The 20,202-nt window shown below is 67.7% G+C and carries 19 protein-coding genes and 1 pseudogene; 9 read left to right on the plus strand and 11 right to left on the minus strand.

The window, feature by feature from the left end; all coding sequences use genetic code 11:
* Window positions 1–21: 21 nt before the first annotated feature.
* From CJ179_RS24215 to thpD, 3 genes are read left to right on the plus strand one after another with little or no spacing between them, the layout of a single operon-like run.
* Window positions 22–762, plus strand: coding sequence for a maleate cis-trans isomerase (locus CJ179_RS24215; protein WP_095863128.1), 741 nt, complete (start codon window positions 22–24; stop codon window positions 760–762).
* Window positions 749–1,426, plus strand: a complete 678-nt coding sequence (locus CJ179_RS24220; RefSeq protein ID WP_072939146.1) for a GntR family transcriptional regulator — start codon at window positions 749–751, stop codon at window positions 1,424–1,426. The genes CJ179_RS24215 and CJ179_RS24220 overlap by 14 nt, the downstream gene beginning before the upstream one ends.
* Before the next feature lie 36 nt (window positions 1,427–1,462).
* Window positions 1,463–2,377: an ectoine hydroxylase gene (gene thpD, locus CJ179_RS24225; RefSeq protein ID WP_095863129.1), complete on the plus strand. Its 915-nt coding sequence runs from the start codon at window positions 1,463–1,465 to the stop codon at window positions 2,375–2,377.
* A 41-nt stretch (window positions 2,378–2,418) separates the two neighbouring features.
* Here the strand turns inward: thpD and CJ179_RS24230 are convergent, their stop codons facing one another.
* On the minus strand, window positions 2,419–2,862 hold the full coding sequence (locus tag CJ179_RS24230; RefSeq protein WP_072939140.1) for a MarR family winged helix-turn-helix transcriptional regulator: 444 nt from the start codon (window positions 2,860–2,862) through the stop codon (window positions 2,419–2,421).
* A gap of 155 nt (window positions 2,863–3,017) precedes the next feature.
* On the opposite strand from CJ179_RS24230, the gene CJ179_RS24235 reads away from it, so the two are divergent.
* Window positions 3,018–4,217 carry an MFS transporter gene (locus CJ179_RS24235; RefSeq protein ID WP_095863598.1) on the plus strand — a complete coding sequence of 400 codons (1,200 nt, stop codon included), beginning with the start codon at window positions 3,018–3,020 and terminating at the stop codon, window positions 4,215–4,217.
* A gap of 102 nt (window positions 4,218–4,319) precedes the next feature.
* Here CJ179_RS24235 and CJ179_RS24240 read toward each other — a convergent pair whose 3' ends face one another.
* Genes CJ179_RS24240 through CJ179_RS24250 form a run of 3 tightly spaced genes read right to left on the minus strand, consistent with a single transcriptional unit; the run spans window position 4,320 to window position 7,318 of the window.
* Complete coding sequence (locus CJ179_RS24240) at window positions 4,320–5,096, minus strand: enoyl-CoA hydratase (RefSeq protein WP_095863130.1); 777 nt, start codon at window positions 5,094–5,096, stop codon at window positions 4,320–4,322.
* A complete protein-coding gene (locus CJ179_RS24245; RefSeq protein ID WP_095863131.1) occupies window positions 5,093–6,169 on the minus strand; it encodes an enoyl-CoA hydratase/isomerase family protein in 1,077 nt (358 codons plus the stop codon). Before CJ179_RS24245 ends, CJ179_RS24240 begins: the two co-directional genes overlap by 4 nt.
* Window positions 6,170–7,318, minus strand: coding sequence for an isobutyryl-CoA dehydrogenase (locus CJ179_RS24250; RefSeq protein WP_095863132.1), 1,149 nt, complete (start codon window positions 7,316–7,318; stop codon window positions 6,170–6,172). It abuts the gene before it with no gap.
* A gap of 131 nt (window positions 7,319–7,449) precedes the next feature.
* On the opposite strand from CJ179_RS24250, the gene CJ179_RS24255 reads away from it, so the two are divergent.
* Window positions 7,450–7,944, plus strand: coding sequence for a MarR family winged helix-turn-helix transcriptional regulator (locus CJ179_RS24255; RefSeq protein ID WP_095863133.1), 495 nt, complete (start codon window positions 7,450–7,452; stop codon window positions 7,942–7,944).
* A complete protein-coding gene (locus CJ179_RS24260) occupies window positions 7,941–8,852 on the plus strand; it encodes a LysR family transcriptional regulator (RefSeq protein WP_095863134.1) in 912 nt (303 codons plus the stop codon). The genes CJ179_RS24255 and CJ179_RS24260 overlap by 4 nt, the downstream gene beginning before the upstream one ends.
* A 75-nt stretch (window positions 8,853–8,927) precedes the next feature.
* Here the strand turns inward: CJ179_RS24260 and CJ179_RS24265 are convergent, their stop codons facing one another.
* The 6 genes from CJ179_RS24265 to CJ179_RS24295 form a co-directional block, all read right to left on the minus strand.
* Window positions 8,928–10,142 (minus strand): CaiB/BaiF CoA-transferase family protein, encoded by a 1,215-nt coding sequence (locus CJ179_RS24265; protein ID WP_095863135.1) that lies wholly within the window; start codon window positions 10,140–10,142, stop codon window positions 8,928–8,930.
* A 14-nt stretch (window positions 10,143–10,156) separates the two neighbouring features.
* On the minus strand, window positions 10,157–11,659 hold the full coding sequence (locus tag CJ179_RS24270; protein ID WP_095863136.1) for an aldehyde dehydrogenase family protein: 1,503 nt from the start codon (window positions 11,657–11,659) through the stop codon (window positions 10,157–10,159).
* 51 nt (window positions 11,660–11,710) lie between these two features.
* Window positions 11,711–12,280 (minus strand): adenylate kinase, encoded by a 570-nt coding sequence (locus CJ179_RS24275; protein WP_095863137.1) that lies wholly within the window; start codon window positions 12,278–12,280, stop codon window positions 11,711–11,713.
* Window positions 12,281–12,317: 37 nt separating this feature from the next.
* Window positions 12,318–13,244 carry a 3-hydroxyisobutyrate dehydrogenase gene (mmsB, locus tag CJ179_RS24280; protein ID WP_373560151.1) on the minus strand — a complete coding sequence of 309 codons (927 nt, stop codon included), beginning with the start codon at window positions 13,242–13,244 and terminating at the stop codon, window positions 12,318–12,320.
* 503 nt (window positions 13,245–13,747) lie between these two features.
* Window positions 13,748–14,221: an SRPBCC family protein gene (locus CJ179_RS24290; RefSeq protein WP_095863140.1), complete on the minus strand. Its 474-nt coding sequence runs from the start codon at window positions 14,219–14,221 to the stop codon at window positions 13,748–13,750.
* Between the two features lie 46 nt (window positions 14,222–14,267).
* Entirely contained in the window at window positions 14,268–15,581 is a 1,314-nt protein-coding gene (locus CJ179_RS24295; protein ID WP_306454249.1) for a PDR/VanB family oxidoreductase, read from the minus strand.
* A 109-nt stretch (window positions 15,582–15,690) separates the two neighbouring features.
* On the opposite strand from CJ179_RS24295, the gene CJ179_RS24300 reads away from it, so the two are divergent.
* From CJ179_RS24300 to CJ179_RS24310, 3 genes and pseudogenes are all read left to right on the plus strand, one after another.
* Entirely contained in the window at window positions 15,691–16,131 is a 441-nt protein-coding gene (locus tag CJ179_RS24300; RefSeq protein WP_072939107.1) for a winged helix-turn-helix domain-containing protein, read from the plus strand.
* A gap of 214 nt (window positions 16,132–16,345) precedes the next feature.
* Window positions 16,346–16,708, plus strand: coding sequence for a transposase (locus CJ179_RS24305; protein WP_072939104.1), 363 nt, complete (start codon window positions 16,346–16,348; stop codon window positions 16,706–16,708).
* 570 nt (window positions 16,709–17,278) lie between these two features.
* Window positions 17,279–19,154 (plus strand): annotated as a pseudogene (locus CJ179_RS24310) (zinc ribbon domain-containing protein).
* A 109-nt stretch (window positions 19,155–19,263) separates the two neighbouring features.
* On the opposite strand, the gene CJ179_RS24315 reads toward CJ179_RS24310, so the two are convergent.
* On the minus strand, window positions 19,264–20,115 hold the full coding sequence (locus CJ179_RS24315; protein WP_257015743.1) for an NAD(P)/FAD-dependent oxidoreductase: 852 nt from the start codon (window positions 20,113–20,115) through the stop codon (window positions 19,264–19,266).
* Between the last annotated feature and the right edge of the window lie 87 nt (window positions 20,116–20,202).

A 20,202-nucleotide genomic window follows, 5' to 3' on the forward strand; every position in this document is an offset into this window, starting at 1 on the left:
GACACGGAACGAGGAGAACGCATGACGAGCACGCCGACCCCCACTGTGGGATTCATCTACCCGGACCACGCCGCCGAAGACGACTACCCCTTCGCCGCGGAGATGCTCGGAGTCGATCTGCCGGTCGTGCACATCTACGGCACCGACCTGCACGCCGTGCCCGAACTGCTCGACCTCGGTAGCCCCGAGAAACTCGCCGGCGGGGCCGCGCTGCTCGCCGGCGAGAAGCCGGACGCCGTCGTGTGGGCGTGCACGTCGGGCAGCTTCGTCTACGGCCCCGACGGCGCGAAGCAGCAGGCCGATGCGCTCGCCGCCGCCACCGGTGTGCCCACGTCCAGCACCAGTTTCGCGTTCGTCAACGCCCTGCACGCCCTGGGGATCACCCGGGTCGCGGTGGCCGCGAGCTACCCGGAGGACGTCGCGAAGCTGTTCGTCGAATTCCTCGCCGCCGCCGGCATCGAGGTGCTGTCGATGTCGAGTGCGGGGATCGACACCGCCGCCGAGGTCGGTCAGCTCAGCCCCGAATCCGTGGTGGAACTCGCGGTGGAGAACGACCATCCGGACGCCGAAGCCCTGCTCATCCCCGACACGGCCATGAGGACGCTGGGTGCGCTGAGTACTCTCGAGCAGCGCCTCGGCAAGCCGGTCCTCACGGCAAACCAGGTGACCATCTGGGAAGGCCTGCGTCTTGCAGGCCACACGGCGGTGCAACCGTCGTTAGGAACCTTGTTCGAGAAAGGCCACAGTCATGGCTCTGACTGACCTGGAACCCGTCAGTCGTCAATCGACTGCCGAATTCATCGCGGACCGCCTGCGGGTCGCCATCATGAAGGGTGCGCTCGAACCGGGTGCACAGCTGGGCGAGGCGGAACTGGCCGCGCATTTCCAGGTCTCGCGCGGACCCCTGCGCGAAGCCATGCAGAGGCTCGTATCCGAGGGCATACTGCACAGCATCCGTCACCGCGGGATCTTCGTGACGGAACTGACCCTCGACGACGTCGTCGACGTGTACCGCAGCCGGTCGGTCATCGAGCGCGGGGCCCTCGAGATGATTCTCGCCGACGGTCGCCGGGAAGCCACCTACCTGGCGCTCGAACCCACCGTGCTCGTGATGCAGGCCGCGGCCGAGCGCGGCGACGCCGCCGCCGTGTCGGACGCAGATCAGCAGTTCCACCAGATCCTGGTGGAGAGCGCGCAGAGCCCGCGGCTCATCCGCGCGGCGCGGACGCTGCTGATCGAGACCCGGATGTGCCTGGGTGCACTGCAGACCACGTACGACGACATTCGCGAGCAGGCGCAGGAACACGCGACCCTGCGCGAGGCGATCCGGTCGGGCACGGCTGACGAGGTGCAGAAACTGCTCGCCGAACACCTGGACGACGCCGTCCAGCGGCTCCGCGCCGATCAGAAGACTCTGTCGCCGTAGCGACAGTGAAGCAGAGGTAAGTGCCGAGGAGGGACAATGACTCAGGTAGCTGAGGTTCAGGGATTCACCAACCACAACGATCGCTACCCCACTCGGATCACCTCCGAGCCGTCGATGCTCCAACGGAACGAACCTGCCGCCTGGGGAACGCCCGCGGACGGACCCTTCGACGCGGCCGCCCTCGCCGGACACGAGGCGCGCGGCTTCACCATCGTCGACCACGTCCTGAACACCGGCGAAGTGATGACGTGCCGGGAGGAACTCGACCGGCTGTCCCGGGACCCGTCGATGCGCGACAGCGGTCGCGTCATCACCGAACGCGGTTCCGACGAGGTCCGGTCGGTCTTCGACGTCCACCGGCGCAGCGACGTGGTCGCCGCGCTGATCCGCGATGGCCGGATTCTCGACCGCGCGCGACAACTCCTCGGCTCCGACGTCTACATCCACCAGAGCCGGATCAACTCCATGCCAGGTTTCAAGGGCACCGGCTTCTACTGGCACTCGGACTTCGAGACCTGGCACGCCGAGGACGGGCTCCCGGTGCCGCGGGCCGTGAGCTGCTCGATCACGCTCACCGAGAACTACCCGTTCAACGGGTCGCTGATGGTGATGCCCGGTTCGCACAAGCGGTTCGTCCAGTGCGTCGGCGCCACCCCCGACGACAACTACACGTCCTCGCTCGTCGAGCAGGAGGTCGGGGTTCCGCGCCGGGAGGATGTGACCCGGATGGCCGCGGAGTTCGGGATCGACCAGTTCACCGGTGCGGCGGGCACCGCGCTGTGGTTCGACTCCAACGTCATGCACGGGTCGGGCAACAACATCACGCCCTACCCGCGGTCGAATCTGTTCCTGGTGTTCAACAGTGTCGAGAACACGCTCGTCGCGCCGTTCGCCGCACCGCGGCCACGGCCGGAGTACATCGCGTCGCGCGACTTCACACCGCTGTCCTGACGTGAGTGGCAAAGTGTGCTCCCGCACGCTTTGCCACTCACCTATGCGGGGAGCTCGTGCAGGGTGCGGGCGAGGTGGGCGAGTTCGGGAACCTCGGCCGCCCGGTCGAGCGCCGCTTCCAGCGTGGCGTCGTGGGTGGGACGCGCCTCGTCCAGCGCCGCCCGGCCCGCGGGTGTGAGTTCGGTGTAGATGCCGCGACGGTCGTCGTCGCACAGGATCCGGGTGAGCAGGCCGCGGTTCTCCAATCGGTTCACCAGCCTGGTGGTGGCGCTGCTGCTCAGCGCGGCCGCGCGGGCGAGCTGCGCCATCCGCATGTGCCAGCCGTCCTGGCGGCTCAGTGCGTCGAGCACCGTGTACTCGACCACCGAGAGGTCGTGACCCCGCTGCAGGGCGCGTTCGAGTTCCGCCTCGAGCAAACCATGCAGGGCCGCGAGCGTGCGCCATCCCTGCGACCGGATCTCGACGGCGTCGTCAGCGACTGCCATGGCCACCTCCTGTGGATACGAGTGCCAGGTCAGAATACCAGCTTGCGCACGTAGCAGGCGTGTGCAACTATTTATGACGCGCCTGCAACTAATGCAGACGCGGTATTCGAGCTAGCGCTCTTATCTCTCGAGTCTGTACGAAAGGAGTGGCCGCGATGCCACTGGGTCTGCTCGCCCTCGCAATGGGCGGCTTCGGGATCGGTCTCACCGAATTCGTCATCATGGGACTGCTGCCGGAGGTGTCGGCCGACTTTCAGGTGAGCGAGTCCGTGGCCGGCTACCTCATCTCCGGCTACGCCCTCTCCGTCGCCGTCGGAGCCATCGTCATCACCGCGGCGGTCACCCGCTTCGACCGCAAAACGGTCCTCCAGGCGCTGATGGTGCTGTTCATCGGCGGCAACCTCCTGTCGGCGCTCGCCCCGACCTACGAGGTCATGATGGGCGGACGCGTCCTCGCGGCCCTGTGCCACGGCGCGTTCTTCGGCATCGGGTCGGTGCTCGCCGCGGACCTCGTGCCCGCGAGCAAGCGGGCCGCGGCCATCGCGACGATGTTCGCCGGATTGACCATCGCCAACGTTCTCGGTGTCCCGTTCGGCACGTTCCTCGGCCAGCAGTTCGGCTGGCGCTCCACGTTCTGGGCCATCACCGTCATCGGCGTCGTGGCCTTGATCGGCATCACCGCGCTGGTGCCGTCCGTGTCCCGTGCGGCGGACGCACCGGAACCTGCCGGTCTGCGCAGCGAACTGCGGGCCTTCCGGAATCCGCAGGTGTGGTTCTCGATCGCCGTCACCATTCTCGGATTCGGCGGCATGTTCGGTGCGTTCACCTATATCGCGTTCACGCTCACCGAGGTCGGCGGATTCGCGTCTACCAGCGTCCCGTGGCTCCTCGTGCTCTTCGGCGGCGGCCTGTTCGTCGGCAACGTCCTCGGCGGACGCGCCGCCGACAAGGCGCTCACCCGCACGCTGACCACGGTCCTCGCCGTGCTCGCCGTCGTGCTCGTCGTGTTCGCCCTCACCGCAGGCAGCAAGCCGATGACGATCGTCGCCCTGTTCCTCATGGGGCTCTTCGGATTCGCGACCGTTCCCGGACTGCAGATGCGCATCATGAACTACGCGGCGCAGGCGCCGACCATGGCGTCCGGCGCCAACATCGCCGCCTTCAACGTGGGCAACGCACTCGGGGCCTGGCTCGGCGGCATCACCATCGCCGCGGGACTCGGCTTCACGTCCCCGATCTGGATGGGTGCCGCACTCACCGTGGCCGCGCTCGCCGTTCTCCTCGTCGCCACCGCACTCGACCGGCGGTCGAAAGATCAGCCGGTGGAGAACGATTCGGTGGTCGTGCCGGTATAGCGCTTCGCGGCCAGTTTGTCCGCTCGCGAAAGTCGAGGACGGCACAAACACGAACACCCCGCTACGGATGCTCGCTGCGGGGTGTTCGGGTCGGGTGAGGGATTACCGGTGGGTGAACGCCGGCGACCGCTTTTCGACGAACGCGGCCATGCCTTCCTTCTGGTCCTCGGTGGCGAATGTCGAGTGGAATACGCGTCGTTCGAAGCGAATTCCCTCGGTGAGGGTGGTCTCGAACGACCGGTTGACCGCTTCCTTCGCCATCATCGCGACGGGCAGCGACATCTCGGCGACGGTGGTGGCCGTGAGCAGTGCCTCGTCGAACAGGTCGGCGGCCGGGACGATGCGGGCGACGAGTCCGGCCCGTTCGGCTTCCTCGGCGTCCATGTTCCGGCCCGTCAGGCACAGTTCCATCGCCTTGGCCTTGCCGACGGCGCGGGTCAAGCGCTGTGAGCCACCGATTCCGGGGATGACGCCGAGTTTGATCTCGGGCTGACCGAACTTGGCGGTGTCGGCGGCGAGCAGGATGTCGCACATCATCGCCAGTTCGCACCCGCCGCCGAGGGCGTATCCCGCCACCGCGGCAACGATGGGTTTGCGGGCGGCGGCGATGCGGTCGCCGATCGAGAAGAAGTCGTCGAGGTAGACGTCCATGTAGGACTTGGTTTGCATCTCCTTGATGTCGGCGCCTGCGGCGAACGCCCGCTCGGACCCGGTGATGAGGATGGCGCCGATGTCGCTGTCGCCATCGAGTTCCTCGATTGCCGTGACGAGTTCGCGCAGAAGCTGGGAGTTCAACGCGTTCAGCGCTTTCGGACGGTTGAGGGTGATGATCCCGACCCGGCCCTTGCGGTCGAGGAGGATGGTGTCGTAGTCGGTCACTGCTGGTCTCCGGTTGTCGTAGGGGCCGTGAGGCCGAGTTCGAGGTCGCCGAGGGGGGTGAAGAATGTTGCGACGGCGTCGTCGGTCACGTCGTCGATGGAGGCGGGTGACCAGTGCGGGTTGCGGTCCTTGGCGACGACCTGCGCCCGGATCCCCTCGACCAGATCGGCCGAGCCCAGGCAGGCGACGGACACCCGGAACTCCTCGTTGAGGACCTCCTCGAGGCTGGCCGCCACCCGGGCCCGGCGCAGCGACGCCAGGGTGACCGCGCACGCGGTCGGCGACTTCGCCAGCACCTGCCCGGCCGCCTTCGCCGCCTCCGGCACCCCACTGCCCTGCAGGCGGGCCACGATCTCGGCGACGCTGTCCGCGGAATACGCGGCATCGATCCACGCCTGCTGCGCCAGCAGGTCCGATTCCGGGGCCGGTTCGGTGAACTCCGCCAACGCCTCCTCCACCGACGTGTCCGTCAACTTCTGCACGAACTGCTCGATCTTCTCCGACGGGATGAAATGGTCGGCGAACCCGCACGCGATCGCATCCCCCGCACTGAGGCGGGCGGTGGTGAGCGCGATGTGGGTGCCCAACTCTCCCGGGGACCGGGCCAGCAGGAACGTGCCCCCGACGTCGGGAACGAACCCGATCCCGGTCTCGGGCATCCCGATCATCGACCGCTCGGTCACGATCCGCACACTCCCGTGCGCCGACACCCCGACCCCGCCGCCCATCACGATGCCGTCCATGATCGCCACATACGGCTTCCGGTAGTTCGCGATCGCCGCGTTGAGGATGTACTCGTCGCGCCAGAACTCCCGCGACCCGGTGCCACCGTCCTTGGCGTCGTGGTAGATCGAGACGATGTCCCCGCCCGCGCACAGGCCGCGTTCCCCGGCGCCGGTGATCAGCACCGCCGCCACCTCGTCGTCCCCGGCCCACGACTCCAGTGCCGCCGCAATCTGCTGGACCATGGCGTGGTTGAGGGCGTTGATCGCCTTGGGGCGGTTGAGCACGATCCGGCCGAGGCCGTCGCGCTTGTCGATGAGTACCTCGGGGTCGGTGATTGGTTCGGTCATTTATGCCACTCCTCGGTTTCCGACGACGCTGCGGGCAATCACGACCCGCATGATCTCGTTGCTACCCTCGAGGATCTGATGCACCCGCAGGTCGCGGACGATCTTCTCGATCCCGTACTCGGCAAGATAGCCGTACCCGCCGTGCAGCTGCAGCGCCTTGTTCGCGACCTCGAACCCGGTGTCGGTGGCGAACCGCTTCGCCATCGCACACAACTCCACCACGTCCGGGGCACCCTCCTCCAGCGCGGCCGCCGCCCGCCACAACAGGGTGCGGGCCGCCTCCAGCTCGGTGCGCATGTCCGCCAGCTGGAACTGCAACGCCTGCGAGTCGAGCAACGACGACCCGAACGCCTTGCGGTCCGCCAGATACGCCACCGCCTTATCCAACGCGGTCTGCGCCCCACCGACCGAGCAGGCGGCGATGTTGAGCCGGCCCCCGTTCAGGCCGGCCATCGCGATCCGGAACCCGCCGCCCTCGTCGCCGAGCAGGTTGCCCGCCGGCACCCGCACATCCTCGAGGATCACCTGCCGGGTCGGCTGGGCGTTCCAGCCCATCTTCACCTCGTTCGGCCCGAACGACAGCCCGGCCGAGTCCTTCGGGACGATGAACGCCGAGATCCCGCGCGGCCCGCCCTCCCCGGTACGGGCCATCACCACATACACCTCCGAGGTGCCGGCCCCGGAAATGAACTGCTTGACCCCGTTGAGCACGTAGTCGTCGCCGTCGCGGACCGCCCTGGTGCTCAGCGCCGCCGCATCCGAGCCGGCGCCGGGTTCGGTGAGGCAGTAACTGCCCAGCTGATCCATCGCGCACAACCCCGGCACCCAGGCGCGGCGCTGCTCCTCGGTGCCGAACCGGTCGATCATCCAGGTGACCATGTTGTGGATGGAAATGTAGGCGGCGATCGACGGACAGCCCTTCGCCAACTGCTCGAAGATGCGGGCCGCATCGACCCGGGTCAGCTCGGAGCCGCCCACGTCCTCGCGGATGTAGATCCCGCCCATCCCCAGCGAGGCCGCCTTCCGCAGCATATCGACGGGGAAATGCTTGGCCTGATCCCATTCCACCGCATGCGGCGCCAGATGCTCGGCCGCGAAATCACGGGCCGTGTCGCTGATCGCCCGCTCGTCATCGGTCAAGGTGAACATACAAATCGACCCTTTCAGGTTCGGGTAGTTGGAAGTACTATAGTTGGATATCCATGTAAATTGCCAGTGGGATGTGACCCGAAAGTGGTCGTTCATTGGATGCCCGAGTACGAACCACGAGGAGGCTACCGGTGGCCACTACGCAACCACCCCACCCGGCGCCCGCTGCCGATTCCGTCGCGCCGGCCACGGCGCTGATCGCCGCCGTCCTGCAGACGCAGAAGCTGATCACCCATCACCTCAACTCCACGCTGCGCCCACTCGGCCTGTCCTTCGCCCGGTACGAGGTCCTGGCGATGATGGTCGCCGCGAACGGCCCCCTGCCGATGGTGCGGATCGTCCGTGCCCTGGACCGGCACCCGACCACCATCGGAACGCTCGTCGACGGCCTCGAAGAGGCAGGGCTGTGCGTGCGGACGATCAATCGCTCCGATCGTCGCTCGACCCTCGTCACGGTCACCGACAAGGGCCTCGAGGTGGGGGCCTCGGCGAGCCGAGCCCTCGACGGCGTCGCTCTCGCGGACCCGCAGGACATGCACCGTCTCCACGAGGGTCTGCAACAGTTACTCACCGCAACCCGGCGGGCATCGACCGCGGCCGCCGAAATGTCGGAGGGTCGGCCGTGATCGACGTACGCAACATTCGCTCGGATGATCTGCGGTACCTGCTCGCCGTGGCGCGCACCGGTCGTCGCCAATCCGCGGCGATGGACCTGGGCGTCGATCACACCACCGTCTCGCGGAGAGTGCGCGCGCTCGAGAAGGTCCTCGGCGTCCGACTGCTGCAGCGCAGTGCCGACGGGTGGGAGTTGACCGATGTCGGCCGATCGATCGCGGAGAAGGCGCAACAGATCGAGGAAGCCGTTCAGGAAGCTGCGGACGTGGTCCTCGGCATCAGTGAGAATCCACTCCGCGGAACGGTCCGGATCACCGCCCCGGACGGATTCGGCTCGTTGTTCGTCGCTCCGGCGCTGGCCAAGCTGAGAATGAATCATCCGCATCTCGTCGTCGAATTGGTCACCGATACAAGGCAACTCAACCTCTATCAATCGGGGTTCGACCTGGCCGTCGCGGTGGGGACACCGATCACCAGTCGGCTGGTTTCCGAACGCGTGTGCCAGTACTCGCTCGGGTTGTACGGCAGCGAAGAGTACTTCCGCGACTACGGTGAACCCGGCAGCATCGAGGAGCTGACGGCGCACCCGCTGGTCTTCTTCGTCGATTCCCTGCTGCAGGTCGGGGATCTCGACTTGAACCGGCATCTGCCCGGGGTCGCGGCAAAATTCATGTCCACCAACATCTTCGCTCACGTCGCGGCCACCCGGTGCGGCGGCGGCATCGGACTGCTGCCGGCGTTCATGGCCGACCAGCACGCCGATCTGCGCCGGATCCTGCCCGACACCGTCGACGTCCGGCTCGCCTTCTCCCTGGCCGCTCGCCGCGAAAGCCTGACCAATCCTGCGGTACAGGCTGTCCGGCAAGCGATCCAGGAAGAGGCGCTCAGTCGTCGAGACGAACTGGTCCCGACCCGGTAGTCCCCGGGGCGGCGTTGCAGGACGCAGACTCCCGCAACGCCGCTGACCGGTGTGCCAGGCGGACTCTTGCCGAATTCACGCCTGCGCGGGCACCTTGGTGTCGAGCGGATCGGCGGCGTCCACCGCATCGAGCCAGTCGAGGATCTGTTCGGTGTGCTGCCCGAGCACCGGTGGTGCTGCATGCTCGGCGCGCACCAACGAGTCGCCGCCGGCCGATTCCATCCGCAAGGACGGACCGGGCAACTGCACAGTTCCCACCACCGGGTGCTCGACCTCGAGTAGCAGTCCCTGGCTGCGGGTCTGCTCCCACTCGTATACCTCGTCGATCGTCCGGATCGATCCCGCGGGAACACCCGCGGCCTCGAGCGCGGCGAGCACGTCGACCCGGGTACGGCCGGCGAAGTCGGCCTCGATCGCGGCGATCAAGGCATCCCGGGCCGCGACCCGGTCACGGTTGACCGCGAACCGCGGATCAATTGCCGACAGACCGGCCACCGGGGCGAACTTCGCCCAGATCGCCTCGCTGCCGACCGCGATCTGCACGTAGCCGTCCGCGCAGCGGAAGCTGCCGTACGGTGCGATCTGCGGATGGTGGTTGCCGGACCGCTGCGCGACCTGCCCGCCGACGGTCCACTTCGTGCCCTGGAAGGTGTGCGCGCTGACCGCGGCAGCCAACAGCGACGTGCGGACCACCATGCCCTTGCCGGTCTTCTCCCGGGCCGCCAGCGCCGCCGACACCCCGGCAGTTCCGTGGACACCGGCGAGGACGTCCGCCATCGGCACACCGATGCGCGTCGGTTCCCCGTGGGGATCACCGGTCACCGACATGAGTCCGGCCTCGCCCTGGGCGATCTGGTCGTAGCCCGCCCGGGATCCTTCCGGCCCGTCGTGCCCGAACCCGGTGATCGACAACGTGATCAGCCGCGAGTTGAGCTCTTCGAGCACCTCCGTCGAAAATCCGAGGCGGTCGAAGGCGCCGGGCCGGAGGTTCTCGATCAGCACGTCCGCCCGCCGGATCAGCCGACGCAGCGCGTCCTTGCCGTGCTCGGATTTCAGGTCCAGCACGATCGATTCCTTGTTCCGGTTCGCCGACATGAAGTACGACGACTGCGGGTCGTCCTGCGGCCCGACGAACGGCGGCCCCCAGGTGCGGGAGTCGTCGCCGGTGCCCGGGGCTTCGACCTTGATCACCCGGGCGCCGAGGTCGCCGAGCATCATCGCGGCGATCGGCCCGGCCAGTGCCCGGGAGACGTCGAGCACGAGGATGTCGTTGAGAGGTCCGACAGTCATGATGCGTTCCCTCCTCAGAGTGTGCGCAGGCGCACGTTGACCTGCTTGGTCTGGGTGAATCCGGCGATCATGCCCTCGAGGGACACCTCGCGGCCGAGGCCGCTCTGCTTGTATCCGCCGTACGACTGGCCGATCATCTGGCCGCCACCCTGGTTGACCTGCACCCACCCGGTTTCGAGGGCGTGGGCCGTGGACAGGGCCAGGTCGAGGTTGTGCGTCCACACGTACGCGGCCAGACCGTAGTGCGAGTCGTTGGCCATCGAGACGACGTCGGCGTGGTCGTTCCACGGGATCGCGACCAGGGCGGGTCCGAAGATCTCTTCCCGCGACAGTCGCCAGGTGTTGTCGGCGCCGGAGAAGACGGTCGGGCCCATGTAGTAGCCGTCGGTGTTGCCGATCGTGTCGGGGGAGCCGTCGAGGACGGTGGAGACCTTCGTCGAGCTCAGGCCGTCCTCGAGGAACCCGTTCACCGACGCGAACTGCTTGTCGTTGATGATGGCGCCCATGTCCGTCGACTCGTCCAGCGGGTTACCGACTTTCAGGCCGGCGAGGGTGGTGACGAGTCGGTCGAGGACCTGGTCGTAGATGTCCTGGTGCAGGAACAGCCGGGATCCGGCGGTGCAGCTCTGGCCCTGCCGGTGCACCCGGGTCGAGAGCAGCAGCTGGTTGATGAAGTCGTCGTCGACGTCGACGTCGGGGAACACGATGGAGGGGTTCTTGCCGCCGAGTTCGAGCGAGACGTGCGCCAGACGGCCACCGGCTTCGCGGGCCACGTGGCGGCCGACCTCGGTGGAACCGGTGAACGACACCTTGTGGACGTCCGGGTGCTGCACGAGCGCCTCACCGGCCACCGACCCGGATCCGGTGATGACGTTGAGGACACCGGCGGGCAGGTATTCGGCGCAGATCTCGGCGAGCAGCAGGACGCTGAGCGGTGCGGCTTCGGCGGCCTTGACGACGACGGTGTTGCCGGCGACGAGGGCCGCGGGGATCTTGAAGCCGGCGATCATCAGCGGGGAGTTCCAGGGCAGGATGGCGCCGATGACACCGAGCGGTTCCTGCCGGGAGTACTGCAGCTGGTCGTCGCCTGCGGGCAGCACGGTGCCCTTGATCTCACCGGCGACGCCGGCGAAGTAGCGGAACAGGTTCGCCAGGGTGGTGACCTCGGGGCGGGCCTGGGTGCGCAGCGCGTTGCCGGTGTCGAGGGCGGTGAGGCGTGCGAGTTCCTCGGAGCGGGCGTCGATGGCGTCGGCGATCTTCGCCAGGATCCGGGCTCGTGCGGTGAAGTGCTGGGAACGCCACTGCGGGAATGCCTTGTTCGCCGCGCGGACCGCCCGATCGACGTCCTCGGCGCTCGAGGACGGGACGCGGCCGATCACGTGCTCACGCAGGATCGGGGTCGTCACGTCTCGCCATTCGCCGGAGCGGGCTTCCACCCAACTGCCGTCGACGAACATGGGATAGTCGCGGGTTTCGGGAATCTCGAGATCGGCGAGTGTGGGCTGTGTGGAGGTCATGTCGGAATCTCCTTGAAATACGGATAGGTCTGCCGGGGTGCAGGGAAAGTGCTAGGTGGATGGAGCGACGCTTCCGCGCTCGGACAGCGCGTCGATCGCGTGGGTGTAGACGTCGTCGACCTCACCGTCCGCATCGACCGACAGCAGAAGTGCCGAGTAGTAGTCGAGCAGTGGGCGGGTCTCGTCGTGATAGACCCGCAGACGTCGGCGAATGACGTCCTCGGTGTCGTCGGCGCGGCCACGGGCCAGCATCCGCCCGACGACCGCATCGTCCGCGATCGAAAAATCCAGAACAGCGTTGATCTGGATCAGCTGCTCGCCCAGGAATTCGTCGAGGGCGATCGCCTGAGCCACGGTGCGGGGGAAGCCGTCCAGAATGAACCCGGCGGTCGTGTCGTCGTCGGAGAGTCGCTCCACCACCATCCCGATGGTGACCTCGTCCGGCACCAGTTCGCCCGCATCGAGGAACGACTTCGCTCGCCGGCCCAGTTCCGTGCCCTGCGCGATGTGGCTACGGAACAGATCGCCGGTCGAGATGTGAGGGAGCTGCAGTGCCGACGAAAGCGACTGCGCCTGAGTTCCTTTGCCCGCTCCGGGCGGTCCGGTCAGGATGATGCGCACAACGAATTCCTTTCGCGTCGAGCGGGGATTACGACGGTTATGCCTGCGCGTCGAGAGCGCCGGAACGGATCGCCGTCACGATTGCGGAGAAGTCACGGCCCGGGCCGTCCTGAGCGACGAACTGTTCGTACAGTTCGGTCGCGCGCCGTCCGAGCGAAGTGTCCACCCCGTTATCGGTTGCGGCGGCCTGCGCGAGGCGAAGATCCTTGAGCATCAACGCACTCCCGAATCCGCCGGCGTAGTCGCGGTTGGCGGGGCTGGTCGGCACCGGACCGGGGACCGGGCAGTTGGTCGTCAACGCCCAGCACTGACCGGACGCGGTCGACGAGACATCGAACAGTGCCTGGTCGGTCAGGCCCAGTTTGGCGCCCAGCGCGAAAGCTTCGCTGACGGCGATCATGGAGATTCCCAGGATCATGTTGTTGCAGATCTTCGCGGCCTGACCGGCGCCGGCGTCGCCGCATCGGACGATACGGGACCCCATGGCATCGAGGAACGTGGCGGCCTGGTCCACCGCCTCGGCCGGACCACCGACCATGAACGTGAGGGTTCCGCCGTCCGCACCGACGGTGCCGCCGGAGACGGGGGCGTCCACGGCACTGTGCCCGGCGGCGACGGCGAGTTCGGCGGCGGCCCGTGCGTCGGCGACGTCGATCGTCGAGCAATCGAGGAACAAGGTTCCCGGCCGCGCGGCCGGGACCAGGTCGGTGTAGACGTCGAGCACGTGCTTGCCGCTGGGCAACATCGTGATGATCACGTCGGCATTCTCGGCGGCGGCGACAACACTGTCAGCGGGGGCGACCCCGTGTGCGCGAGCCTTCTCCGCTGCTGCCGGGGAGGGATCGAATCCGACGACCGTGTGGCCGCCCCGCGTCAGATTCGTGGCCATACCCAGGCCCATGTTTCCGAGCCCGAGGAAAGCGATCTTGCTCATCTGTACTCCTTGTGGTTGCCGACGTTCCACGCACGGGGCATCGATCCGAACAACAGGTCGTGGGTGAATCCCGGGAAGCGGGCCGCTGTGCGTCGCTCTCCGCCGGGAACGGTTTCGAGTGTGCCCGCGCGGGGACGATTGCGGAATCACCGAACCTGCACAGGGGATGTGCAAAATTGCATCGCCGCGGTCGCTCGGGCTTGCGATGCGTCACACTTGCCGGATCATCGCCCCCGGCAACTTAGGAGCAGGCGAAAACCGCGGGCGTCATCGACCTGGGGGTGCGCTGGATCCGACGGCTCGTCCTGATCGGGGCGGGTCTCGGCATTGCCCAGCAGTTCACTCCGGGACGCGGGCTATTCCGGACCGCTCCCGATCGAGAACGAGGACTACACCCTCGGCCAGTGAGAGTCCGTCGCCCTCGCCGTCGACACCCTCCAGCGCGCTCGCAGCGCAGCGACCGCCCGGAAACCGACCCCGACGAGGCATTTTACCGTCAACTGCTCGCTCCGTGTTACCGGCGTGAACTCGCCTCACTGGCGACCTGACGTTTCGACATACGACGCCAGGTTGGCAAGCGAGGACGCGATGCCGGCCTCGTGGTCCGCTTGGCTGATGCCCGGTGGCACGTCCGTGGCGGTGACGGTCACCTCGGTCCCGCCACTGGTCGGGGTGAGTTGCCAGGTCATCGTCATGGTGCCCGCGAACGACGGGTCGTCGGCCTCGAACACCGCCTGCTGCACCACCCGCTCCGGCGGCACCAGGGCTGCAAACCCGACGTCGACGACATCCGTCGCAGCCGAACTCTTGCCGAGGCTGTCGGCGGGATCGAGGTAGGTGAGGACCATCCGGAACCCGCCACCCGGCCGAGGGTCCCACTGCTCGATCCGACCCCGCATGCCGTCCGGCGGCAACCAGGCCTCGACGGATTCCCGATCGAGCAGGGCGTCGTAGACGGTTGCCGGTGATGCCGCGATCACCCGGCTGGCGCGGTCGGTCCTTCCCATGGGCCGAGTCTAGGGCGAGGTTCCCGCCCGGCAGAGGCATTTCGATTCACAGATCGAGGACCAGTCGGTCGGACGTGCACCGCGATACGCAGATCATCATGGTGTCGCCGCGCTCGCGCTCGTCGTCGGTCAGGACGGTGTCGCGGTGCTCGGGCCTGCCTTCGAGGACCGGCGTTTCGCAGGTGCCGCACAGCCCTTCCCGGCACGACGAGAGCACCGGAACCCCGTGCTCGCGGACCACGTCGAGGATGGAGCGGTTTTCGAGGACGTGCAGGATGTCGCCGGTGCGGGCGAGTACGACATCGAACGCGGTATTGATCTCATCGTGCTGGGTTGGGGCGCTGAATCGTTCGGTCTGAAGGGTGAGGTCTACGGCGCTGGACGCGGTGGCGAGGGCGTCGAGGAGCGGCGCGGGCCCACAGGCCAGGACTGTCGTGCCCGGATCCGCGGAACCGAGGAACGCTTCGAGGTCGAGAAGCCCGTCGGTGTCCTGCGGGCTGACGAGGACCTTGTCTCCGTGGCGTTCGAGGTGGGACAAGAAGGCCATCGATGATCGGGTTCGTCCGCCGTAGAGCAGCTTCCACGGTTTTGCGCGTCGTTCGGCGTCCTCGATCATCGGCAGGATCGGCGTGATGCCGATGCCACCGGCGACGAAGACGTATGACTCGGCGTCGGGCATGCGGAAGTGGTTGCGTGGGCCACGAACTCGGATCGACGCACCGGCTGCGATGTGGTCGTGTACGTGCGCCGATCCTCCGCGAGAGCGGGGTTCGCGCAGGACGGCGACGCGCCACCTGTCGTGGTCGTGGGGGTCGCCGCACAGGGAGTATTGACGGGTCAGGCTGTCGGTCAGGCACAGGTCGATATGAGCGCCCGGCTCCCAGGCGGGGAGCGTGACCCCGGCGGGTGGGGTGAGGGTGAGCGAGGCGACGCCGTCGGCTTCGGGCTCGACGGCCTCGACCACCAGGCCGGCCTCCCACAGCGTGCGTTGGGAGACGGGCGGACTCGCCGGCCCGTCGGTCACCGACGCGGACCTTCCCTGGGGTTCCGGGTGCTGGCGGACGGTGGTGTCAGTGGCGGCCATGGCCTGCCAGGTTCTGCGTTGGAACATGGCGATGGTCGACTCGCAATTGGTCATCAACCGGCCCTGCGGGACTGCACCGGAGTCGTATCCGCCCTGCTGGGCGGCGACGACTGTCTTGTCTTCGTCGAAGGTGCGGTCGTAGACGTCGAGCCATTGCCCCAGCACCTCCGGGTCGGTGCCGGGTTTGACGAACGTGTCGACGACGAACCGACTGCCGTGTGAGCCCGCCGGTATCTCGGTGAGGTCGATGAGTCCGGACCGGGGTTCGAAGGCCACGATCAGGCTTTCAACTGTTGCCGATATGTCGAACACTAGTTAAAGGTTGCTTCGGCAATAGGGTGTCTCGTTGCGCGTGATTCGCACCGTGCTGCTTGATCATTGATGAATGGCAGGGAAGGAAGCCCGTTCCGGCGAGGGGTCCGACGCCCGGAAAGTCAAGCAGCGCGGGCGGCGGCAGGTGGATGTCGCGGTCGAGTTGGAGGTCTCCCAGCAGACCGCCTCACGCTGGCATCGACAGTGGATCGAAGGAGGCAACGAGGCGTTGGAAGGTGCCGGTCGGGCGGGACGCCGGCCCCGGCTCGATGACGCCCAGATTGCCGTGATCCGAGAGGAATTACTCAAGGGACCCCAAGATCACGGCGTCGCGACCGGGGTGTGGACGCTGGGCAGGGTCGCGATCGTGATCGAGCGGCTCACCGGCGTGACCTACGGACCCACCCAGACCTGGACGATCCTGCGGACCAGGCTGGGCTGGAGCCGCCGGCGTCCCGCACGGCGGGCAGTCGAACGCGACGAGGACGCCATCGTCGCCTGGCGTGAGAGATGAGTGGCCGCGGATAAAAAATAGCGCGGCGCCACGGTGCATGGATCTGATTCCAGGACGAAAGCGGTGTGTCGCTGCTCCCGGTGGTCCGAGCAACCTGGGCGCCGAAAGGCGTGACACCGGTGTTGCGTCACCGATTCTCGTTTCAAGCGCATGTCCATGGCCGCCAGTCCTGGCCTATCGACACGACCGCAGCCGCAGCGCATTCGTGTTCTCCATGACTGACGGTGCCGAGGGCACCGACAAATTCATCGAGTTCCTCACCGAACTCCGCACCCATTTCGCCGGCGAGATTGTCATCGTGATCTGGGACGGGCTCATGGCCCACCGGTCGCGCGCGATGACCGCGTGGCTGGCCACCCAACGCGACTGGCTCCACGCCGAACGCCTCCCTGCGTTTGCGCCTGAGCTCAATCCCATCGAACAGTTTTGGGGCAACATGAAATCCACCGAACTGGCCAACCTGTGCCCCGATGCTCTCGACGAGGTCCGTGTGGCGACCGAGTCCGGGCTGACCCTGATCGGCTCGAGCTACGACCTGTGTCACAGCTTCCTCGACCACGCCCGACTTTCCTTATGATCAGCGCTCACTCAATTACCGAAGCATCTTTGATGGGTTCTGACATTGTCTGCCTGTGTGAATTGGTGAGGCCGCGGAATGCTTGGGATGTCGGTGGTTGTGGTGTGCAATACGGCGGCATGGGGCCGGTGGCCTTCTGGGAGTGTCGGTTCGGGTCACCGAATCATTGACCGCGCGGACCTCGCTGCTCTCTGGGCAGGCCCGGAGGGGAGTGTGCGGGAGCGACGCCGGAGAGGGGGTGGAGGCGGTGTATTGCCGGGTGTGGGGCTCGAGGGGACAACGGGACGTCGATGGCCGATCGGGAAAAGATGGTGCGGGACAGCGCCACTGGTGAGGTGTAGTGGGGGTGGGCATGGATCGCGGCCCCGAGTCCGCGGGGGCGGCGCGCGGGGTTGGGCCGGATGCTCGGCGGCGCGGCCGCGCGTCGGTTCACGGTGGCGCGGGTGGTGTGGCGCGGGATCGATTGGGCCGGTTCGCCCGTGGGCTGGTTCGGGCGGCGCATGTCGGAGGTCGGCGTTACAGTCGAGATCGTACGAGAGGGGGGTGTCACATGTGCTGGTGGGAGGGTCGATGAATGACGTCACGGCGGCGCCGGCATCGTTGTCCGGCCCGTTCTCCGGGCGCTGTGGCCGACACAGCAACAACGACGGGGTCTCCACGACGCCGCGGCAGTTCGCGTTTACCACCCGCGCCCACGTGGCGGTCGACGACGCGACCGGCGAACCGATCGGCCTCGACGACGTCGACACCCGGGTGCGGTGGCTCCTCGACCTGATCACCGCGGCCGGCGGCCAGTTGGTGTCGCGGCTGTGGCAGCCGGCGACGTTCGACGTGCTCGCCGCCGGCCGGGACCGGCACGATCGCAGGCTGCCCGCACAGGGCCACGTCGCCGCGGCCCGCCTCGGCTGGAACCCGCACTACCCGGACGGAATCTACGTGCCCTCGCGGGTGAGCAGGGTGGTAGCGGCGCAGGTGATGGCGACCCTGCGGACCCTCGCCTACCGGGACACCGCGATCACGGCACTGTCTGAGCGGTTCGACCCGGCCACGGGCCGGATAGCCCCACCCACCGCCGCCGCGGACTGCGCGCCGTTGGGTTTCGCCCGAGGCGTGCGGCGCCAGCTCGTCGCCCACGCCCGCCGCACCGGCGGGGCACTGGCCGGCCGGTTGCGGATCACCGACGTCCAGGGGCCGCCGCAGGTCGCGGCGATGGCCCAGCTCTCCGCCGCCGATCGGCAGCTCGCACAGATCACCGCGACAGACCGTGAGTTGGTGTTCACGGTGAAGCTGCCGACCTGCCCGGCCCCGGCGGGGCGGGCGCAGTGGCGCAATGTCCGGCTGACCGCCACCATCCCTGGGCACCTGCACGGCCGGGCGATCACCGACTGGCACCTGCCGACCCTGGTCCTCGACCGGAAGGGTCTGCTCTGGCGGTGCGCGGCGACCGAACTCGTCCCCGACTGTGACCTGGGATCGGCGACCGTCGCGGTCGGGGTCGACTGGTCTCCGTCCACGCTGGGTGCCGCCGCCATCACCACCGAGAACCCGGACGGGCTGTCCTCGGATTACCGGGGCTTCACCTACGACGACCGCGGCCTCGGGACCAAACTCGCCCGCCTACAGACCGAGGGGCAGATGCTGCACCGCAAGGCTGCCCGATTGACCCAACTGGCCGCCACCGCCCCACCCGAGGTCCGCGCCCGGCTGGAGGAAAAGATCGCCGTCCTCAACGAGCACCGCACCTCGGTGGGCGTCAAGCGGGGCAGGATCAACCGGGAGCTGGGATTCCATTTCGCTCGCCAGGTCACCGATTACGCCGAGGCGGCGGGCGCGCAGGTGATCGCGGTCGAGGACCTCACGACCCTCGAGACCCGCGGGCACGGTCGGGTCAACAACAATCGGGCCGCGCAGTCCGCCCGCCGTAAAGCGGTCACCGCCCTTGCGCACACTGCCGCGAGTGTCGGTGTTGCGGTGGTGTCGGTGCCGGCTCGGGGATCGTCCGCGCAGTGTCCGGGCTGCGACGCACCGCTCGCCCGTCCCGGCGGCTACCACACGGCGTGGTGCCCCCGCTGCGGGGTCGGCGGCAACCGGGACCACGTCGCCGGGGTGAACCTGGCCAAACGCGCGCTCCTGGGTAGAGGCAAGGCCATCCGCCGGCGGGGGCAGCTGCCCGCGATCCGGGTCGCCGAGCATGCACCGGTGCGCCGGTCCCGGGACAAGACCAGTCCGACACCACCTCGGCCGCGGCATCGCCGGGTCCGCCGCAGCCAGCCCACCGCAACGCCGCGGGTGGGGGTGACTCCGAAACAGCATGTTCCTGCACCACAAGCGTCGGTGTGGGACACGGTCAAACCCGCACCGCCGCACGGTGATGCGGGTAGCCGTGACACACGTTCTATCTCCGACATCCGCCACGCAAGTGGCAGAGAGTATGAGATCTACGTAGACGCTGTCTCCGTCCATCGGGTATTCGTACTGTGCGAAGTTCAGGACGGCGTCGCTGTCGGCGAGGGCGGCGAACTTCCCGATGTCGCCCTTGACGCGGATCCAGACCTTCACTCCGCTCGATGCCTGCCCCTCGGAGGCGACAGTCCGGGGGTGACGGCGATGCTGCCCAGAATGTTGAGCGGCACGGTGATCACCACCCTTTTGCCGCGCAGTCTGGTTCCGTCGCCGCAGGTGACGGTGACCCCGTCGGCCGTTTCGTCGATGCTGGTGACGGTGGTGTTCAGGCGGATGTCGGCGCCGGCCGCGTCCGCGGCGATCGCGTCGAGAAGCGACTTGGTTCCGCGGGCGAACTTGTAGGTGGCGCACGCCTCGAACATCAATTTCCAGTCGCCGCCGGAGAGGGCACACCAGCGCAGGGCCTGGGTGTAGCCGCCGCGGGCGGGATCGCCGCTGAAGTTCAGTGCCCACATGCCGTCGAGGAGGGCGCGTTGCTGCGGGTCGAGGTCGAGCCTCGCGATCTTGTCGGCCACGCTGACCTGGTCGAGGGTCTTCATCTCCTCGGACAGCGGAAAGTAGTCGTACGGCTGAGGCAGTATTCGGCGGGACTCGGCGAGGACTTCGGTCATCGACGCGTCGAGTAGATCGAGCATGGTGCCGGCGGTCCCGGTGCGGACCTCGTCGCCGACCCGCCAGTAGGCGGTGTCGAGTTCGGGGCTGGCGACCAGGTCCAGGTTGTAGCGGCTGATCTCGGCCCACACGTGCGGCTGGATCCAGTGCACCCAGGTGCCGCCCATGTCCAGCTCCCGGCCGAGGGCCGTGTCGCGGGTCCAGGTGCGCCCCCCGAGGCGGTCGCGGGCTTCGAGGACGACGGTCCGCACGCCCTGTCGGGTCAGTTCCCGGGCGGCGGTGATTCCGGCGAATCCACCGCCGACGACGATCACGTCGGTGTCGTAATGCATGTCAGTACTCCTGAGAAGTGAAGGACGAATTCGTTGACGCGGCAGCGGGTCGGGCGAGCGCGGGTGCCATTGGGGTTTCCGCCCGGG

The organism is Rhodococcus sp. ACS1 (assembly GCF_002300155.1).
Classification (GTDB): Bacteria; Actinomycetota; Actinomycetes; order Mycobacteriales; family Mycobacteriaceae; genus Rhodococcus_F; species Rhodococcus_F koreensis.

Excerpts from the sequence above, each read along its gene's own strand:
- CJ179_RS24215 (WP_095863128.1), top strand. The coding sequence starts at position 22 with ATGACGAGCACGCCGACCCCCACTGTGGGATTCATCTACCCGGACCAC.
- CJ179_RS24220 (WP_072939146.1), top strand. The coding sequence starts at position 749 with ATGGCTCTGACTGACCTGGAACCCGTCAGTCGTCAATCGACTGCCGAA.
- thpD (WP_095863129.1), top strand. The coding sequence starts at position 1,463 with ATGACTCAGGTAGCTGAGGTTCAGGGATTCACCAACCACAACGATCGC.
- CJ179_RS24230 (WP_072939140.1), bottom strand. The coding sequence starts at position 2,862 with ATGGCAGTCGCTGACGACGCCGTCGAGATCCGGTCGCAGGGATGGCGC.
- CJ179_RS24235 (WP_095863598.1), top strand. The coding sequence starts at position 3,018 with ATGCCACTGGGTCTGCTCGCCCTCGCAATGGGCGGCTTCGGGATCGGT.
- CJ179_RS24245 (WP_095863131.1), bottom strand. The coding sequence starts at position 6,169 with ATGACCGAACCAATCACCGACCCCGAGGTACTCATCGACAAGCGCGAC.
- CJ179_RS24250 (WP_095863132.1), bottom strand. The coding sequence starts at position 7,318 with ATGTTCACCTTGACCGATGACGAGCGGGCGATCAGCGACACGGCCCGT.
- CJ179_RS24265 (WP_095863135.1), bottom strand. The coding sequence starts at position 10,142 with ATGACTGTCGGACCTCTCAACGACATCCTCGTGCTCGACGTCTCCCGG.
- CJ179_RS24270 (WP_095863136.1), bottom strand. The coding sequence starts at position 11,659 with ATGACCTCCACACAGCCCACACTCGCCGATCTCGAGATTCCCGAAACC.
- CJ179_RS24290 (WP_095863140.1), bottom strand. The coding sequence starts at position 14,221 with ATGGGAAGGACCGACCGCGCCAGCCGGGTGATCGCGGCATCACCGGCA.
- CJ179_RS24300 (WP_072939107.1), top strand. The coding sequence starts at position 15,691 with ATGGCAGGGAAGGAAGCCCGTTCCGGCGAGGGGTCCGACGCCCGGAAA.
- CJ179_RS24305 (WP_072939104.1), top strand. The coding sequence starts at position 16,346 with ATGACTGACGGTGCCGAGGGCACCGACAAATTCATCGAGTTCCTCACC.
- CJ179_RS24315 (WP_257015743.1), bottom strand. The coding sequence starts at position 20,115 with ATGCATTACGACACCGACGTGATCGTCGTCGGCGGTGGATTCGCCGGA.